Annotated in this window: 15 protein-coding genes; 9 read left to right on the top strand and 6 right to left on the bottom strand. The window is 74.8% G+C overall.

Annotated features, from left to right (window positions below):
* Positions 1 to 42 precede the first annotated feature (42 nt).
* Complete coding sequence (locus N555_RS0107830) at positions 43 to 846, top strand: TrmH family RNA methyltransferase (RefSeq protein WP_029430938.1); 804 nt, start codon at positions 43 to 45, stop codon at positions 844 to 846.
* Here N555_RS0107830 and N555_RS0107825 read toward each other — a convergent pair.
* Entirely contained in the window at positions 843 to 1,316 is a 474-nt protein-coding gene (locus N555_RS0107825; RefSeq protein ID WP_029430937.1) for a YflT domain-containing protein, read from the bottom strand. The genes N555_RS0107830 and N555_RS0107825 overlap by 4 nt on opposite strands.
* A gap of 50 nt (positions 1,317 to 1,366) precedes the next feature.
* On the bottom strand, positions 1,367 to 2,248 hold the full coding sequence (sepH, locus tag N555_RS25725; protein WP_034509342.1) for a septation protein SepH: 882 nt from the start codon (positions 2,246 to 2,248) through the stop codon (positions 1,367 to 1,369).
* A 290-nt stretch (positions 2,249 to 2,538) separates the two neighbouring features.
* Here sepH and N555_RS0107815 point away from each other — a divergent pair, with 290 nt between their 5' ends.
* The gene (locus N555_RS0107815) at positions 2,539 to 4,434 is read left to right on the top strand and encodes a S9 family peptidase (RefSeq protein ID WP_231502643.1); all 1,896 of its coding nucleotides are present in this window, start codon (positions 2,539 to 2,541) and stop codon (positions 4,432 to 4,434) included.
* A 42-nt stretch (positions 4,435 to 4,476) separates the two neighbouring features.
* On the opposite strand, the gene serC is transcribed toward N555_RS0107815, so the two are convergent.
* Complete coding sequence (serC, locus tag N555_RS0107810) at positions 4,477 to 5,592, bottom strand: phosphoserine transaminase (RefSeq protein WP_029430934.1); 1,116 nt, start codon at positions 5,590 to 5,592, stop codon at positions 4,477 to 4,479.
* 29 nt (positions 5,593 to 5,621) lie between these two features.
* Positions 5,622 to 6,755: a citrate synthase 2 gene (locus tag N555_RS0107805; RefSeq protein ID WP_034509333.1), complete on the bottom strand. Its 1,134-nt coding sequence runs from the start codon at positions 6,753 to 6,755 to the stop codon at positions 5,622 to 5,624.
* Between the two features lie 122 nt (positions 6,756 to 6,877).
* Here N555_RS0107805 and pdxH point away from each other — a divergent pair, with 122 nt between their 5' ends.
* Positions 6,878 to 7,525 (top strand): pyridoxamine 5'-phosphate oxidase, encoded by a 648-nt coding sequence (gene pdxH / locus N555_RS0107800; protein WP_156036250.1) that lies wholly within the window; start codon positions 6,878 to 6,880, stop codon positions 7,523 to 7,525.
* A complete protein-coding gene (locus N555_RS0107795; protein WP_081866060.1) occupies positions 7,522 to 8,925 on the top strand; it encodes an MFS transporter in 1,404 nt (467 codons plus the stop codon). The genes pdxH and N555_RS0107795 overlap by 4 nt, the downstream gene beginning before the upstream one ends.
* Positions 8,926 to 8,973: 48 nt before the next feature.
* Here the strand turns inward: N555_RS0107795 and N555_RS0107790 are convergent, their stop codons facing one another.
* Positions 8,974 to 9,648, bottom strand: a complete 675-nt coding sequence (locus N555_RS0107790) for a UdgX family uracil-DNA binding protein (protein ID WP_029430930.1) — start codon at positions 9,646 to 9,648, stop codon at positions 8,974 to 8,976.
* An 84-nt stretch (positions 9,649 to 9,732) separates the two neighbouring features.
* Here N555_RS0107790 and N555_RS0107785 point away from each other — a divergent pair, with 84 nt between their 5' ends.
* From N555_RS0107785 to N555_RS0107770, 4 genes are all read left to right on the top strand, one after another.
* Positions 9,733 to 10,653, top strand: coding sequence for an ABC transporter ATP-binding protein (locus N555_RS0107785; protein ID WP_029430929.1), 921 nt, complete (start codon positions 9,733 to 9,735; stop codon positions 10,651 to 10,653).
* Positions 10,650 to 11,834 (top strand): ABC transporter permease, encoded by a 1,185-nt coding sequence (locus N555_RS0107780; protein WP_029430928.1) that lies wholly within the window; start codon positions 10,650 to 10,652, stop codon positions 11,832 to 11,834. Before N555_RS0107785 ends, N555_RS0107780 begins: the two co-directional genes overlap by 4 nt.
* A 52-nt stretch (positions 11,835 to 11,886) precedes the next feature.
* Complete coding sequence (locus N555_RS0107775) at positions 11,887 to 12,867, top strand: TIGR03557 family F420-dependent LLM class oxidoreductase (RefSeq protein ID WP_029430927.1); 981 nt, start codon at positions 11,887 to 11,889, stop codon at positions 12,865 to 12,867.
* Between the two features lie 76 nt (positions 12,868 to 12,943).
* Complete coding sequence (locus N555_RS0107770) at positions 12,944 to 13,702, top strand: tetratricopeptide repeat protein (protein WP_029430926.1); 759 nt, start codon at positions 12,944 to 12,946, stop codon at positions 13,700 to 13,702.
* Between the two features lies 1 nt (position 13,703).
* On the opposite strand, the gene N555_RS0107765 is transcribed toward N555_RS0107770, so the two are convergent.
* Positions 13,704 to 14,630 carry an SMP-30/gluconolactonase/LRE family protein gene (locus N555_RS0107765; RefSeq protein ID WP_029430925.1) on the bottom strand — a complete coding sequence of 309 codons (927 nt, stop codon included), beginning with the start codon at positions 14,628 to 14,630 and terminating at the stop codon, positions 13,704 to 13,706.
* A 56-nt stretch (positions 14,631 to 14,686) separates the two neighbouring features.
* Between N555_RS0107765 and ppc the strand changes: the two genes are divergently transcribed.
* Positions 14,687 to 17,500, top strand: a complete 2,814-nt coding sequence (gene ppc / locus N555_RS0107760) for a phosphoenolpyruvate carboxylase (RefSeq protein ID WP_029430924.1) — start codon at positions 14,687 to 14,689, stop codon at positions 17,498 to 17,500.
* Positions 17,501 to 17,503 lie beyond the last annotated feature (3 nt).

The following is a 17,503-nucleotide window of genomic DNA, read 5'->3' as shown; positions in this document are numbered from 1 at the left end:
CCTGGCCGCCGGACGCGCTCCCCGCTCGGGGAAGATCGCCCTGTGGCGCCCGAGCTGATCACCGACCCCACCGACGAGCGGGTGTCGGACTTCCGCGACCTCGTGGCGGGGGACCGTCCCCCCGGCGTGGAGAAGGGCAGCGGACCGGTGATCGTGGAGGGCGTGCCCGCGGTGCGGCGGCTGCTGGCCTCGCCCTACCGGGTGCGCGCCGTGATCGGCGTCCCCGGCCGGCTGGCCGAGCTCGACCTGCCCGAGGGGGTGGCGGCGTACGAGGCCGACAAGTGGGTGCTGTCGGAGGTGATCGGCTTCCGCCTGACACGGGGTGTGCTGGCGTCGGCGGACCGTCGGCCCGCGACCGACGTCGACGCGCTGCTCGCCGGCCCGGACCCGGCCGCGCCCCGGCGGCTGGCGGTGCTGGAGGCGCTCAACGACGCGGAGAACCTCGGCTCGATCGCCCGCTCGGCGGTCGCGCTCGGGGTCGATGGCCTGCTGCTCGACCCGCGGTGCGTCGACCCGCTGTACCGGCGCGCCGTGCGGGTGTCGATGGGGCACGTGCTCTCGCTGCCGCTCGCCGTCCTGCCCGACTGGCCGGGCGGACTCGGCCGGGTGCACGACGCCGGCTACCTCACCGTGGCGCTGACCCCTGCCGACGACGCCGTCGACCTGGGTGACATCGATCCGCGGGCGCACCCGCGGACCGCGGTGCTGCTCGGCGCCGAGGGGCCCGGCCTCACGCCCGAGGCCCAGGCGGCGGCGCGGGTGCGCGCCCGCATCCCGATGCGTGCCGGGGTGGACTCCCTCGGCGTCGCGGCCGCGGCAGCGGTCGCCTTCGCGACCCTGCGTTAGCCCCGCAGGGAGAAGCGGGCGAGGATCGCGCGGGCCTCCTCCGCGCTGCTCGGCGCGCACATCACGTCGTACCGGCTGGCGGTGATCCGGCTGGTGCTCGTGAAGTCGCGCCGGCCCTGGGTGGCGGCGTAGCCCATGCCACCGAACAGGGCCCCGAACACCAGCCCGATGAGCAGCCCCGAGAGGACCGAGGCGACCCAGTTGCCGCCGTCCTCGGAGAAGATCCCGAGCAGCAGGCCGACGAACAGACCCCACCAGGCGCCCGCGGCGGCGCCGGCCGCGAGCGCGCGGCCCCACGTCAACCGGCCGGTGACCTTCTCGATCATCCGCAGGTCCGTGCCGATGATCGTCACGTCCTCCACCGCGAACTTCTCGTCCGAGAGGTGGTCGACGGCCGCCTGTGCACGCTCGTAGCTGTCGTAGGACCCGACCTGGACGCCGCCGAGCGGCATGGACACCGACATGGACATGGGCACCTCCTACCCCGCGTCAACGGAGGGCACGCCGGCGCTGTTCCTGGTCAGCGGTGGCGGCGGACCCCGAACACGATGTCCTCCCACGCCGGGACCCGCACCCGGGGGTCCTCGTCGTCGCCGTCGGGGCGGCCGAGCACGAGGGTGTCGTGCTCGGCGATGTCGTCGATGTCCACCTCGGCGTCCGCGGTCCGCCGGGAGGACTCGGCCGGCTCCTCGGGAACGGCGTCCTCGATGGGCTCGGCCGGCGGCACCTGCTCGGTGACGACGGCGACCGGGCGGGAGCGCTGCAGCGGGGAGGCCGGCAGCCCCGCGGGCACGTCCGGGACGACGCGCACCAGCCGGGTGCCCTCGGCGAAGTCGGTGGTGGCCGCGTCGACGGGGGCGACGATCCGGCCGCGCATGTCGTAGGCCCAGCGGGTGAGGCCGGACTTGGCGCCGGCGTGCCAGGCGGCGGTCACCTGCCACACCCCGTCGCTGCCGCGGGCGGCGTCCCACCGGACGGCGTCCAGGTCGCTGCCGAGCAACCGCAGCCGCTCGGCCATGAACTGCTGCAGCGGTGAGGTGATCACGCCGTCGGAGAGCCGGACGCGGGCCTCCCGCGCCTGGTCGGCGATCCGCTCGCGCTCCTGCAGCACCGGGCCGGCGAAGCGCAGCACCCGGTCCACCCGGATGCCGGCGGCCTCCGCGACCTGCTCGGGCGTCTCGCCCGCGCGGATGCGGGCCTGGATGACCCGGGGCGGCAGGCTCATGCCCAGGTCCACGTCGATCTGACCGAGCCGGCGGGCGTCACCGCGGGCGGCGGCCCGGAGCCGGTCGTCGACGGGCAGCTCGAAGCGTTCGCCCTCGTCGCCGGGCTCGGTCCCCTCGGCGACCAGCACGAGGCTGGAGCCGTCGTCGGACAGCCCCACGAGGCGCAACGAGCGCATGGGCGTCCTCCGTCGTCGGGTCGTAGCCGGGATGGACCGGCGTCCGAGGCTATCGACGGCCGGCGGGACGGCCCGGCAGGCACGCCCGGCGTGGCGGGAGTTGTTGCCGCCGTCATCTGGCCGCAACACCGCCTCGGCACTGTGGCACGTGGGGCGGGTGGGTCGGCGGCCCCGTGCACGGCGGAGCGCCGGGAGAGTGCGTGCGGGGCCACACTGCCCGGGCGTGCGACGCTCCCGCGGGCCGCTGCGCGCAGCCGCCGCCCGAACCCCGCTCGAGCCGAGGAGGTGCCGTGGCCAGCCCCCTGTCGACCCTGCCGTCCCCCGACGTGTCCGAGGCCGCCGACACCTCGTACGTCGGCCTGCCCACCGAGGTGCGGCTGGCCGTCGCGGAGATCGCCGGAGCCGCCGGCGCCTGGTGCCCGGCGCTCTCGCCGGCCGGCGACCGGGTCGCGTACGTGACCGACCGCTCCGGCATCCCGCGGCTGGAGGTGCTGCCGGTGGGCGGCTCGGCCGCCACGCTGCCGCAGGTGCTCTCCGGGCCCGGGCAGGAGGTCGTCTCGGTCGCCTGGGCACCGGACGGCGAGTGGCTGGCGTACCTGGTCAGCCCGAGCGGCTCCATCTGCGCGGAACTGCACGTCGTCCGGCCCGACGGCAGCGAGGCGCGGCTGGTGGCGGGGGAGGACGCGCGGGCCACCGTGTTCGCCGGCCACTGGACCCGCCCCGGCCACTACGTGTGCTCGATCGCTCCCGGCACCGGACCCGACGCCGACGTCGTCCTGGTCGACGTCGGCACGGGCGCGCAGCGGACGCTGGCCCGTGGCGGCTTCCTGTCCGTGACCGCGGTGTCGGCCGACGAGCGGTGGGTGCTGGCCCGCCGTGGGCCGCGCGGTCACCGGCACGTCGTCCTCGTCGACGTCGCCACCGGCGGGACCCGCCGGGTCATCCCGCGGGACGCTCCCGGCGGCATCGCCTCCGAGGACGGCCGGTTCGCCCCCGACTGCGGGTCGGTGCTGCTGCGCGCGTCCCTTCCCGGGCCCCCGTCCGCCGACCGCGCCGGCCTCGTCGAGGTCCCGCTCTCCGGCGACGGCGAGCTGGGCTCGGCGCGCGTCGTCCTGTGCCGGCCCGACGCCGACCTCGACGCCTACGCGCTGCGGCCCGACGGCACGGTCCTGGCCGTGTGGAACGCCGGTGGGGTCTCCGAGCTGCTGGTGCACGACCGCGCCGACGGCACGGTGCTCGAGCGGGTCGCGCTGCCCGAGCCCGTCCTGCCGGGCTGGTCGCTGGCGGCGGACGGGGCGACCATGCTCGCCGAGCTGACCGGGCCGCACGCCCCGCGGGCCCTGTGGACCGTCCCGTTGTGCTCGGGCGGCGCCCCGGAGCGGCTGCCGTCGCTGCCGCGCCGTCCGGACCGCGCGCTGTCGGTCGAGCCGGTCCGGGTGGACTACCCCGGCACCGACGGCACGCCGCTGCACGGCTGGCTCTACGCCCCGCCGGACGGGCACGGGCCCAACCGCACGGTGGTCAGCTTCCACGGCGGTCCGGAGGGCCAGGAGCGCCCGGCCTGGTCGCCGGTCGCCCAGTCGCTGGTCGCGGCAGGCCTCACCGTGTTCGCGCCGAACGTGCGGGGGTCCGGCGGGCAGGGCCGGGCGTTCATGTGTGCCGACGACGGCGCCGCCCGCGAGGCCTCGTTCGACGACGTGCCCGCCACCGTGCGCTTCCTCGTCGAGGCGGGCATCGCGGCACCCGGACGGCTCGGTGCCCACGGGTGGTCCTACGGCGGCTACCTGACGCTGGTGGCGCTCACCCGCTGGCCCGACCTCTTCGCGGCCGGGGTGTCCCTGGCCGGGATGAGCGACCTGCGGACCTTCTTCGCCGCGACCGAGCCGTGGATGGCCGCGGCGTCGGTGACCGAGTACGGCGATCCGGTGGCCGACCGGGAGCTGCTCGCGTCCCTCTCCCCGATGACGGCGCTGGACCGGCTGACCGCCCCGGTGCTGCTGGCCCACGGCGACCGCGACACCAACGTGCCGGTCGGCGAGTCGGTGCAGGCCCACCAGGCGCTGCAGGCACGCGGCGCGCGCAGCGAGCTGTTGCTGCTGCCGGGGGAGGGGCACACGGTCGTCGGCCGCGAGCACCTGGTGGAGCTGTCCGAGCGGGTCGCGGGGTTCTTCGACCGCTGGCTGTGACCGGAGTGTGGGAGCGCAGGAAACCTGCGCTCCCGCACTCCGCTACAGGCGCTCGGCGACGTGGTCGATGCAGGCGGTCAGCGCGCTGACGTCGTCGGGGTCGACGGCGGGGAACATGCCCACGCGCAGCTGGTTGCGGCCGAGCTTGCGGTACGGCTCGACGTCGACGACGCCGTTGGCCCGCAGGGTCTTGGCGATCTGCGCGGCGTCCACGCCCTCGGCGAAGTCGACCGTGCCCACCACGAGGGAGCGCTCGGCCGGCTCGGTGACGAACGGGGTGGCGATCTCGGACTTCTCCGCCCAGCCGTAGAGCCGGCCCGAGGACTCCCGGGTGCGGTCGACCGCGCCGGACAGCCCGCCGAGACCGTTCAGCCAGTCGATCTGGTCGGCGAGGAGGAACAGCGTCGCCACCGCGGGGGTGTTGTACGTCTGGTCCTTGCTCGAGTTGTCGACGGCGATCGACAGGTCGAGGAAGCCGGGGACCCACCGGCCCGACGCCTTGATCTCGGCCACGCGGGCGAGCGCCTTCGGCGACATCAGCGCGACCCACAGCCCGCCGTCGGCCGCGAAGGACTTCTGCGGGGCGAAGTAGTAGACGTCGGCCTGGGCGACGTCGACCGGCAGGCCACCGGCGCCGCTGGTCGCGTCGATCAGCACCAGCGCGTCGTCGTCGGCACCGGCGGGCCGCTCGACCGGCGCCATGACCCCGGTCGAGGTCTCGTTGTGCGCCCAGCCGTAGGCGTCGATCCCGGCCGCGCCGGCCGGCAGCGCGAGCGTGCCCGGCTCGGCCTTGGTGATGACCGGGTCACCGAGGAACGGCGCCTCCTTCACCCCCGAGGCGAACTTGGCGGAGAACTCGCCGAACGTGCCGAAGGCGGCCCGGTCGCGGATCAGCCCGAAGGCCGCCGCGTCCCAGAACGCCGTCGTCCCGCCGTTGCCGAGCACCACCTCGTAGCCCTCGGGCAGCGAGAAGAGCTGGCCGAGGCCCTCGCGGACCCGCTTGACCAGGTTCTTCACCGGCGCCTGGCGGTGCGAGGTGCCCATGACCGCCGCGCCGTCGGTGGCCAGCGCCTGCAGCGCTTCGGGGCGGACCTTCGACGGGCCACACCCGAAGCGTCCGTCCTTCGGCAGCAGGTCGGCGGGGATGGTGATGCTCATCGACGGTCTCCTCGGGTGCGGCCCATGCGTCAGGAGGCGGGGGCGGCCTGGCTGATGGACTTGGTGGCGACGTTCTCCCAGCCCTCGACCTCATCGGGCTTGCGCGGGTCCGGCCCGATGTAGCGGGCGGACGGGCGCACGAGGCGGCCGGTGTTCTTCTGCTCGAGGATGTGCGCGCACCAGCCGGCGGTGCGGGCGCAGGTGAACATCGAGGTGAACATGTGGCTGGGCACCTCGGCGAAGTCGAGGACGATCGCCGCCCAGAACTCCACGTTGGTCTCGACCGGCCGGTCCGGACGCCGCTCGCGCAGCTCCTTGAGCGCGGCCTGCTCCAGGGCGCGGGCGGCCTCGAAGCGCGGGGCGCCGAGCTCCTCGGACGTGCGGCGGAGCACGCGGGCGCGCGGGTCCTCGGCGCGGTAGACGCGGTGACCGAAGCCCATCAACCGCTCCTTGCGGTCGAGCAGGTCCTTCACGTACTTCTCGGCGTCACCGGTCTTCTCGACCTCGTCGAGCATGTGCAGCACGCGGGAGGGGGCGCCGCCGTGCAGCGGGCCGGACATGGCGCCGATGGCACCGGACATGGCGGCGGCGACGTCGGCGCCGGTGGAGGCGATGACGCGGGCGGTGAACGTGGAGGCGTTCATGCCGTGCTCGGCCGCGGAGGTCCAGTACGCGTCGACGGCGGCGACGTGGCGGGGGTCGGGCTCGCCGCGCCAGCGGACCATGAAGCGCTCGACGATCGTCTTGGCCTCGTCGACGCGGGCCTGCGGGACGGCGGGGTTGCCGATGCCGCGGGCGGACTGCGCGACGTAGGACAGCGCCATGACGGCGGCGCGGGCCAGCTGGTCGCGGGCCTCCTCAGCGGAGATGTCCAGCAGCGGGCGGTAGCCCCAGAACGGCGCGAGCATCGCCAGCGCGGCCTGGACGTCGACGCGCACGTCGCCGCTGTGCACCGGGATCGGGAACGGCTCGGCCGGCGGCAGGCCCGGGCCGAACTTCCCGTCGACGAGCAGTGCCCACACGTTGCCGAAGGTCACCTTGCCGACCAGGTCCTCGATGTCGACGCCGCGATAACGCAGGGCGCCGCCGTCCTTGTCCGGTTCGGCGATCTCGGTCTCGAAGGCGATGACGCCTTCCAGTCCGGGTACGAAGTCGTCGGCCATCTCGCATGCTCCTCTGCGCGCGGGATCGTGCGCCGGGTCGCGGCGCACGACAACGATCGAACAGTAGGCCCAGGTCCGGTGCCCGGCGCAGCCGGGGCGGGAGCGGTGGCAGCATCGGATGCGTGCCCGACCTCTCCCGGATGCGCCGGGACTACGACCAGCCCGTGCTGCGGGAAGACGACCTCGCCGCCACCTGGGTGGAGCAGTTCGACCGCTGGTTCGCCGACGTGGTCGCCTCGGGGGCCGCGGACCCGAACGCCGTGGTCGTGGCCACGGCCGATGCCGACGGCGCTCCCGACGCCCGCATCGTGCTGGTGAAGGGCTACGACGAGGCCGGCTTCGTCTTCGGCACCAGCTACGCCTCGGCCAAGGGGGCGCAGCTGGCGGTCAACCCGCGCGCGGCGCTGGTCTTCCCCTGGCACGCGCTGCAGCGGCAGGTGCGGGTGACCGGCCGGGTCGAGCGGATCGGCGACACCGCCTCCGACGCTCTGTGGGACCCGCGGCCCCGCGAGGCGCAGCTGGCCGCGGTCGCCTCGGTGCAGTCGACCGTCGTCGACTCCCGGGACGAACTGGAGGCGCGGGTGCGGCTGCTGGACTCCGAGACGCCGGAGGGATCCGTGCCCCGCCCGCCGGTCTGGGGCGGCTACCGCGTCGTCCCGGAGACCGTCGAGTTCTGGCAGGGCGGCCCCGGCCGGTTGCACGACCGCCTGCGCTTCGTGCGGGACGACGAGGAAGGCGGCGGCTGGCTTGTGCAGCGCCTCGCCCCATGACGTCGCCGGTCGACCCGGTCGAGGGCGGGAGGGCCCTCGAGGAGCCGGTGCCGGCGCCGCGCCGCTCGTTCGCCATCGACACCAGCCCGCTGCAGAACGCGAACTACCGGCGGCTGTTCTGGGGCATCGCGGCCACGATGCTCGGCCAGCAGATGACGCTGGTCGCCGTCCCGTACCAGGTCTACGACCTCACCGGCTCCTCGCTGCTGGTCGGTGTCACCTCCGTGGTCGCGCTGGTGCCGCTGGTCGTCTTCGGGTTGCTCGGCGGGGCGATCGCCGACGCGATGGACCGCCGCCGGCTGATGCTCGTGACCGCGACCGGGTCGGCGGTCACCAGCGCGCTGCTGGCGGTGCAGGCGCTGCTGCCCGGCGGCGGCAACATCTGGCTGCTGTGGCTGCTCACCGCGTCGGTCTCCGGGTTCAGCGCGGTGAACCAGCCGGCCCGGAGTGCGGTCATCCCGGCGATCGTCGGTCCCGCCGGGGTGCCCGCGGCCAACGCGCTGTCCATGACCGTGCGCCAGGCAGGCGTCATCGTCGGGCCGCTGCTGGCCGGGATCCTGATCGGCCTCGGTGACCTCTTCCTCGCCTACGCCGTCGACGCGGTCGGGTTCGTCGTCGCGCTGCTGCTGCTCCGCGGGCTGCCGTCGCTGCCGCCCGCCGGAGTCGTGGCGGGGCGGTTGCGGCTGGGTGCGGCGGTGCGCGGCGTCGGCGAGGGGTTCGCCTTCCTGCGCACCCAGCCGGTGCTGCTGATGACCTTCGTCGTCGACATCATCGCGATGGTCTTCGCCTGGCCGCAGGCGGTGTTCCCCGAGCTGACCGACACCCGTTTCGCCGACTCGCCGAACGCGCTGGGGTGGCTGTTCGCCGGCGTCTCCATCGGCGCGCTGCTGATGGGACTGACCTCGGGCTGGGTGTCGCGGGTCGACCGGCAGGGCGCGGTGGTGCTGGTCGCCATCGTCGTCTGGGGCGTGGCCATCATCGGGTTCGGCCTGGCGCCGTCGCTGTGGCTGGCCGTCCTGTGCCTCGCCGTCGCCGGCGCCGGCGACATGGTCAGCGCGGTGCTGCGCTCGTCGATGCTGCAGACGGCCGCGCCCGACGAGATGCGCGGCCGCATGCAGGGCGTCTTCATCGTCGTGGTCGCCGGCGGCCCGCGGCTGGGGGACCTGCGGGCCGGGGCGCTGGCCAGCACGGCCGGGGTGAGCGTGGCCATGGTGTCCGGCGGGATCGCCACCGTCGTCGCGATGGTGGTCGTGGCGCTGGCGGTGCCGTCGTTCTGGCTCTTCCGCGCCTCCCGCGCGGCCCGGCCGGACGACGGCGCCCAGCCCGGCGCAGGCGGAGCCCGACCGGTCTCGCCCGCCCCCGAGAGTGGCGAGGGCCGGCCGGGCTCCACCCCGTCGTGACGAGCGGGGCGCGGGCAGGGTACTTGATCGTTCAGTAATCCCGGGCGCTCATCGGGCGAGTGCCGTGGCGACCACCCGGAGGTCGGCGACCAGCGCGTCGAAAGCCGCCGGTCGGGCGTCCTCCGGCGTCCGCAGGACCGCGGACGGGTGCGTGGTCGCGAGCATCCACGTCTGGTGCGGGGCGTCCTCGTCGTCGTCGGCCGGGTCGACCGCCGCGACGCCCGGCGGGGTCCAGGGGAGCAGCTGTCCGCGGTCCTTCGTGATCCGGAAGGACGGCGAGATGAGGGCCTTCGCCGCGGTCGCACCGAGGCAGACGACGACCTCGGGCTTGAGCACCTCGAACTCCGCCTCCAGCCACGGCCGGCAGGCGCGCAGGTGCTCGGGCCCGGGGGACTGGTGGATCCGCCGCTTGCCGGTCGGGGTGAACCGGAAGTGCTTGACGGCGTTGGTCACGTAGGCGTCGCGGCGGTCGATGCCGGCCCCCTCCAGCGCCCTGTCCAGCAGCCGCCCGGCCGGCCCGACGAACGGCTCGCCCTTGCGGTCCTCCTGGTCGCCGGGCTGCTCCCCGACGAACACGATCCGCGCCGTCTCCGGGCCCTCGCCGAACACGGTCTGCGTGGCCGGCTCCCAGAGCTCGCAGGCGCGGCACCCTGCGGCCGCCGTCCGCAGCCCGGGCAGCCCCACGCCGGACGGCGGGGAGGCCGGCACGTTCTCCTGGCTCATGTCCCGATGACACCGCAGTCGGCGCCGTGCCGCTCGCCGGACGCCGGATACGGTCGACGGAGGGCTGCCGAGGGAGGACGCACAGTGCTGGAGTTCGACGGGCTCTACAAGAGCTACGGCGACAACCGGGTCCTGGAGGGTGTCGGCTTCACCGTCGCGCCGGGGTCCATGTTCGGGTTCTGCGGCGCCAACGGCGCCGGCAAGACGACGACCATGCGCATCGCGCTGGGCCTGGCCCGCGCGGACGCCGGGGAGGTGCGCTGGCAGGGCACCCCGCTGGTCGCCGCGGCCCGGCGGCGGATCGGCTACATGCCGGAGGAGCGCGGGCTCTACCCGAAGATGAAGGTCGGCGAGCAGCTCACCTACTTCGCCCGCCTGCACGGCCTCGACGCCGCCGCGGCCGCCCGTGCCGCCGAGCACTGGGCCGAGCGGCTGGGCCTGGGCGCCCGGCGCAAGGACGCGGTCGAGAAGCTGTCGCTGGGCAACCAGCAGCGGGTGCAGCTGGCCGCCGCGCTGGTCTCCCGCCCCGACGTGCTGATCCTCGACGAGCCGTTCTCCGGACTCGACCCGGTCGGCGTGGACTCCCTCGCCGAGGCGCTGCTGGAGCAGTGCCGGGACGGCGTGCCGGTCGTCTTCTCCAGCCACCAGCTGGACCTCGTCGAGCGGCTGTGCGACTCCGTGGGCATCCTCGCCCGCGGCCGGATGGTCGCCAGCGGCACCGTCGAGGAGCTGCGCCGCCGCGAGGCCGGCCGGCTGCTCCGGGTCGTCGTCCCCGAGGCCCCGCAGGGCTGGGCGGCGGCCGTCCCCGGCGTGCGGGTGGTCTCCCAGCAGGCGGGGGACACGCTGCTGGAGCTCGCCGCCGGCACCGACGACCAGGCGGTGCTCGCCGCCGCGCTGCGCACCGGGCGGGTCACCCACTTCGCGTGGCGCGAACCCACGCTCGTCGAGCTGTTCCGCGAGGCGGTCGCCGACCCGGCGCCGGTCCTGGACGAGGTCGCGGCGTGAGCGGGCAGAAGCCGCTGGGCAGCGCCGCCCTGGTCCGGCTCGTCGCCGGCCGGGAGATCTCCACCCGCCTGCGCGACAAGAACTTCATCATCAGCTCGGTCGTGATCATCGTCGTCCTGATCGCGGTCATGGCCTTCCAGGTCGTCGTCGGCTCGGGTGAGGACGAGGGGCGCGTCGGCGTCGTCGGCGACACGTCCGAGCTGGGCCCGGCGATCCAGGCCCAAGGCGCGGCCGTCGGGGTCGACGTCACGATCGTCGAGCTGGACGACGACGCCGCGGCCCGGCAGGCGGTGGAGGACGGGGACGTCGACGGCGCACTGCTCGGCGGCACCGGGGACGAGCCGCAGCTCCTGGTCGAGGAGCGCGACGCCACTCTGGAGGCCGTCGTCAACGGCGCGGTCGCCGGCGTCGCGATCAGCCAGGAGCTCGCCGAGGCCGGTGTCGACCTCACCGCGGTCCCGGAGGTGTCGGTCTCGTCGCTGGACGAGGGGGACGACGACGGCGAGCGGATCGTCGTCGCGCTCATCGGTGTCGGCGTCCTCTACGGCCTGCTGATCCTCTTCGGCCAGTTCGTGGCGCAGGGCGTGGTCGAGGAGAAGTCCAGCCGGGTGGTGGAGCTGCTGCTGGCGACGATGCGCCCGTGGCAGCTGCTCGCCGGGAAGATCCTCGGGCTCGGCGTGCTGGGGCTGGCGCAGATCGTGGTCATCGGCGTGATCGGCGTGACGGGGGCGCTGGCCTTCGACGTCGTCGAGGTGCCGGGCGACCTGATCAGCACGGTGGTGTCCGTGGTGCTGTGGTTCGTCCTGGGCTACGCCTTCTACGCCTCGGTGTTCGCCGTCGCCGCCTCGCTGGTGAGCCGCCAGGAGGACCTCGGCAGCGTGCTGACGCCGACGACGCTGGTGCTGGTCGCCGGCTTCTTCGTCGGGCTGCAGGCCGCCGGTGACCCCGACAGCACGCTGGCCACGGTCACCTCGTTCGTGCCGGGCCTGTCGCCGCTGGTGATGCCGGTGCGGCAGGCGGCGGGGGAGGCCGCGGTGTGGGAGGTGGGCCTCGCCGTCGTCCTCATGCTCGTCGCGATCGCCCTCGTCGTCCGGCTGGGTGGTCGGGTCTACGCGGGCGCGCTGCTGCGCACCAGTGGGAAGACGAAGCTGCGCGAGGCGCTGCGCGCCGAGCGCGCCTAGCGGCACGCCCCGGGGTCGGTTGGGTGCGACCGGCCCCGGGTAGCCGGGCCGCATGGCGATGCAACTGGGCTACACGATGATGACCGAGCAGGCCGGCCCGAAGGACCTGGTCAGCCACGTGGTCGGGGCCGAGGAGTCGGGCTTCGACTTCGCGGTCAGCAGCGACCACTTCTTCCCGTGGCTGGAGGAGATGGGCCACTCGCCCAACGCCTGGGTCACCCTCGGGGCCGCAGCGCAGGCCACCAGCCGGATCCCGCTGATGACCTACGTGACGTGTCCGATCATCCGGTACCACCCGGTGGTGGTCGCCCAGCAGGCGGCGACGCTGCAGATCCTGTCCGAGGGCCGGTTCACCCTGGGCATCGGCGCGGGGGAGAACCTCAACGAGCACGTCGTGGGTGCGGGGTGGCCGCCGGCCGACGTCCGCCACGAGATGCTCGTCGAGGCGCTGCACGTCATCCGCGAGCTGTTCGACGGCGAGGGCCACGTCAACTTCCGCGGCGACCACTTCGACGTCGAGTCGGCCAAGTTGTGGGACCTGCCGGAGAAGCGGGTGCCGATCGGCATCGCCGTGTCCGGTCAGCAGTCGTGCGAGATCGCCGGCGAGCTGGGCGAGGCGATGATCGCCACCGAGCCGCGCACCGAGCTCGGCGAGTGGTTCGACGACGCCGGCGGGGTGGGGAAGCCGCGGATCGCGCAGATGCCGATCAGCTACGACACCGACCGCGACGCCGCCGTCGAGCGCGCGCACCGGCTGTTCCGCTGGTTCGGCCTCGGCTGGAAGGTGAACGCGGAGCTGCCCGGCCCGTCGGCGTTCGACTCGGCCAGCCAGTTCGTCCGCCCCGAGGACGTGTCGGGGAGCATCCCGTGCGGCGCGGACGTCGACGCCGTCATCGAGGGTGCCCAGGAGTACGCCGACGCCGGCTTCACCCACCTGGCGCTGGTGCAGATCGGCGGCGACCAGCAGGCGCCGTACCTCGAGTGGGCGAAGCGGGACCTGATGCCGGCCTGGCGGGAGGCCTTCGGCTCCTGACGGGGGAGACACGTTCGGGTCAGGTCACCATCTCGGAGGACGCCGCGGGAGCGTCCGGCACCCCACGATGATCGACATGACCGAGGACCTGCACGAGCGCCTCCGGCAACTGCCGGCCGCCGACGCGCCCGCGCTCATCGCCCTCGGCCGTGAGCTGCTGGCCGACGGGCGGCTGACGGAGGCCGAGGAGTGCTTCCGCCGTGCCGCCGACCTGGGCGATGCGGTGGCTGCCTTCGCGCTGGGCAACGCCCTGGCCGCGCAGGAGCGCTGGGACGAGGCGAGCGTCGCGTACGAGACCGCACTGGCCGGTGGCGAGGCGGACGCCTGGCACACGCTGGGCGTCGTCCTCGACGAGATGGGCGACACCGACGGCGCGCTGGCCGCCTGGCGGGGTGCGGCCGAGGCCGGCGACTCCCGTGCCGCGGCGGTGCTGGCCTGCCGCGAGTGGTGCGCCACCCAGGACCTCGGGCTGGAGGACGCGCTGCGGGCCGCCGTCGCGGAGTACCCGCCTGCCCGTGCCGACCTCGCCGACCTGCTGCGGGAGACCGACCGCGCCGTCGAGGCGCGCTTCGTGCTCGAGGTGGGGGCCAAGCGGGGCGAGGCGGGATCCTGGCTGCCGCTGGGCAACCTCTACTGCGACGAGCTGGGCGACGACGAGGCGGCCGAGGAGGCCTACCGCAGCGGCATCGCGGCCGGCGACGTCCGCTGCCACCACAACCTCGGGGTGCTGCTGGTCGGGCGCGGTGACCAGGAGGGCGCGACCGAGCAGTTCGGTCTGGGCGCCGAGGCCGGCGACGAGCTGGCCATCGCCGCCCTGCGGCTCTTCCAGGACTGACTCAGGGGAGCTGGCGGAGGGCGTCGAGCGGGCCGCGGTAGGGCGACGCGGGCGGGCCGGTGACCCCGGGCCGCGCGGTGAAGAGCCGCCCGGCGTCGGGCTGCTCCGCCAGATCGGCGGACGACATCCCCTCCGTCGAGGTCGTCACGACCAGGAGGTCGCGGTCGGTGCCGGCGAAGCAGCACGCCGAGGTCTGCGCGACCGGCACCTCCACGACCGCGAGCAGTTCGCCCTCCGGCGACCACCGGCGCACCTGCCCACCACCCCAGAGCGCCGCCCAGAGACAGCCCTCGTCGTCGACGGTGAGCCCGTCGGCCACGGCGTCGGCGGGGAACTCCAGCAGCACCCGGCCGCGGGCGATCGTCCCGGCGCCGACGTCGTAGTCGTAGGCGCGAACCAGCCCCGGCCCGGAGTCGGAGAGGTAGAACGTTCCGCCGTCGGGCGACCAGCCCAGGCCGTTGGAGATGGTCAGCCCGTCGAGCAGCGTGCGCACGGTGCCGTCGAGGTCCAGGCAGTAGAGGGCGCCGCCCCCGGGGTGTTCGTCGAACGCCACCGTCCCGGCCAGCAGACGTCCGGCGGGATCGCAGGCCGCGTCGTTCATCCGCGTCCCGCCGGACTCGGGGGAGCCGCCCTCGCCGGCGAGGTCGATGAGCACGCGGGCGGTGCCGTCGTCGGCCAGACGGGTGAAGCCGCCGCCCGCGGCGAGCAGCCAGCCTCCGGCGGCCGCGGGGGCGACGGCGCCGACGGTGTCCCCGCCCCGGTGGACGGCGATCTCGGAGAGGACACCCGATGCGTCCACGGTGCCGCGCCGCAGCAGCCCGCCGGAGATGTCCACCCAGAGCAGCTCGCCACGGGCGGCGTCCCAGCGCGGACCCTCCCCGTGGTCGGCGGCGGGAGGGGCGGCGGGCGTCGCGGTCAGCCGTTGCATCTGCACGTCCTCCCCACGTCACCCGGCCGTCACACGGGCGGCGGCATACTCCGGCCATGTCCGAAGCCACTGTGGACCCCGCAGACCTGCGTCAGCACGGCCGGGAGTCCGACGCCGGCACCGACGCCCCCCTGCGGGAGGACATCCGGCTGCTCGGGCGGGTGCTGGGCGAGGTGATCGCCGAGCAGACCGGCGACGAGGTCCTCGACCTGGTCGAGCGCACGCGGGTCGCGGCCTTCGGGGTCCGCCGGTCCGACGTCGACCGCGCCGAGCTGGCCGGCTCGCTCGGAGAGCTCGACGTCCGCGACGCCAACCACGTCATCCGGGCGTTCAGCCACTTCTCGCTGCTGGCCAACCTCGCCGAGGACATCCACCACGAGCGCCGGCGGCTCTTCCACCGGCGCAGCGGGTCCCCGCCGCAGCCGGGCAGCCTGGCCGCCAGCTTCCGGATCCTCGACGACGCCGACCTCGACGCCGGCACGGTCGCCGAGGCCCTCGCCGGCGCGCTGGTCGTCCCGGTGGTCACCGCGCACCCCACCGAGGTGCGGCGGAAGACGATCACGCAGGTCCAGCGCCAGGTCACCGAGCTGATCCGGCGCCGGGACCGCTCCGCCGACGACCTGGCCGGGGACCCGGAGTGGTCGGGCAAGCTCTGGCGGTCGGTGCTGACGCTCTGGCAGACGGCGTTGCTGCGGCTGTCGCGGCTGCGGCTGCAGGACGAGATCGACGAGGCGCTGCGGTACTACGAGCTGTCGCTGTTCGAGGTCATCCCGGCGATCAACACGCAGTTGCGGCGCGCCCTGCAGGACCGCTGGCCCGACGCCGGCCTGCTCGACCGGCCGATGCTCCAGCCGGGCTCCTGGATCGGCGGCGACCGCGACGGCAACCCCTTCGTCACCGCCGACGCCGTCCGCCGGGCCACCACCCGGCAGGCGGAGACGGCACTCGGCCACCACCTCGCCGAGCTGGTCGAGCTGCGCACCGAGCTCTCCATGTCCGACCGGCTGGTGACGCCCACCGACGAGCTCCGGGAGCTCGCCGTCCGCTCCGGCGACGAGTCCCCGTTCCGCGCCGACGAGCCCTACCGGCGCGCGCTGATCGGCCTGCACGCCCGGCTGGCGGCCACCGCCGAGCGGGTGCTCGGCCGGGTGCCGGGCGAGGCGCCCCCGGTCCCGGGCGAGCCCTACGCCGACCCGGTGGAGTTGCTCGCCGACCTCGCCGTCGTCGACGCGTCGCTGCGCAGCCACGGCGCGGGTGCGCTGGCCGACGACCGGCTGACCCGGCTGCGCGAGGCGGTCGAGGTCTTCGGCTTCCACCTGTGCGGGCTGGACATGCGGCAGAACTCCTCGGTACACGAGGAGGTCCTCGCCGAGCTGCTGGCCTGGGCCGGGGTCTGCGAGGACTACGCCGGCCTGGACGAGGAGGCGCGGGTCGGATTGCTGGCCGGGGAGCTGCGGCTGCGCCGCCCGCTGGTGCGGCCGGACGCCGAGCTGTCGGAGCTGGCCCGCGGGGAGCTGGACCTGCTCCGCGCGGCCGCCGACCAGGTCGCGCTGCTCGGGCCGCAGGCGATCCCGAACTACGTCATCAGCATGTGCGAGTCGGTGAGCGACGTGCTGGAGGTCGCCGTCCTGCTCAAGGAGGTCGGGCTGCTCGAGCTCGACGGGAACGGGCAGCCGACGTGTCCCGTCGGGATCTCCCCGCTCTTCGAGACGATCGACGACCTGCAGAACGCCGGCGCGACGACCGCGGCGATGCTCGCCCAGCCGCTCTACCGGGCCATGGTCGCCGGCCGCGGGGACCGCCAGGAGGTGATGCTCGGCTACTCCGACAGCAACAAGGACGGCGGCTACCTCGCGGCGAACTGGGCGCTCTACCGGGCCGAGCTCGCCCTGGTCGAGGTCGCCCGGACCGAGGGGGTGCGGCTGAGGCTCTTCCACGGCCGCGGTGGCACCGTCGGCCGCGGTGGCGGGCCCAGCTACGAGGCGATCCGGGCCCAGCCGCCCGGCGCGGTGTCGGGCTCGCTGCGGATCACCGAGCAGGGCGAGGTGATCGCCGCCAAGTACGCCGACCCCGACCTGGCCCGGCGCAACCTCGAGGCGCTGGTGGCCGCGACGCTCGAGGCCAGCCTGCTCGACGTCGAGGGGCTCGGCGGCGCCGCCGAGGAGGCCTACGCGCTGCTCGACGACCTCGCCGAGCGGGCCCGGCGGGCCTACAGCGCGCTGGTGCACGAGACGCCGGGGTTCGTGGAGTGGTTCCGCGCCGCGACCCCGATCCGCGAGCTGGGCGAGCTGAACATCGGCAGCCGCCCGCCGTCGCGCAAGGCCGGCGACCGGATCACCGACCTGCGCGCGATCCCGTGGGTGTTCAGCTGGTCGCAGGCCCGGATCATGCTGCCCGGCTGGTACGGCACGGGCTCGGCGCTGGAGTCGTGGGTGGGCGACTCCGACGAGCGCCTCGGGCAGCTCCGTGAGCTGCACGAGCGGTGGCCGTTCCTCCGGACCGTCCTGTCCAACATGGGCATGGTCCTGGCCAAGACCGATCTGGGGCTGGCCGCGCGCTACGCCGGGCTGGTGGCCGACGAGGAGCTCCGGGCGCGGGTGTTCGACCAGATCACCGCCGAGCACGCCCGTACCTGCCGGATGCTGCTCGCCGTCACCGGCGACGACGAGCTGCTCGCCGACAACCCGTCGCTGGCCCGGTCGATCCGCAACCGCTTCCCCTACCTGGAGCCGCTGCACCACCTCCAGGTCGAGATGCTGCGCCGGCGGCGCGGCAACCCGGACGGCGAGAGCCCGGACGACGAGCTCGTGCGCCGCAACATCCAGCTGACCATCAACGGCATCGCCACCGCGCTGCGCAACAGCGGCTGACCG

It is taken from the genome of Blastococcus sp. URHD0036, assembly GCF_000701365.1.
Taxonomy (GTDB): Bacteria; Actinomycetota; Actinomycetes; order Mycobacteriales; family Geodermatophilaceae; genus Trujillonella.
Note: the sequence above shows the minus strand (reverse complement) of the source record. Positions and strands in the feature narration are given on the sequence as shown.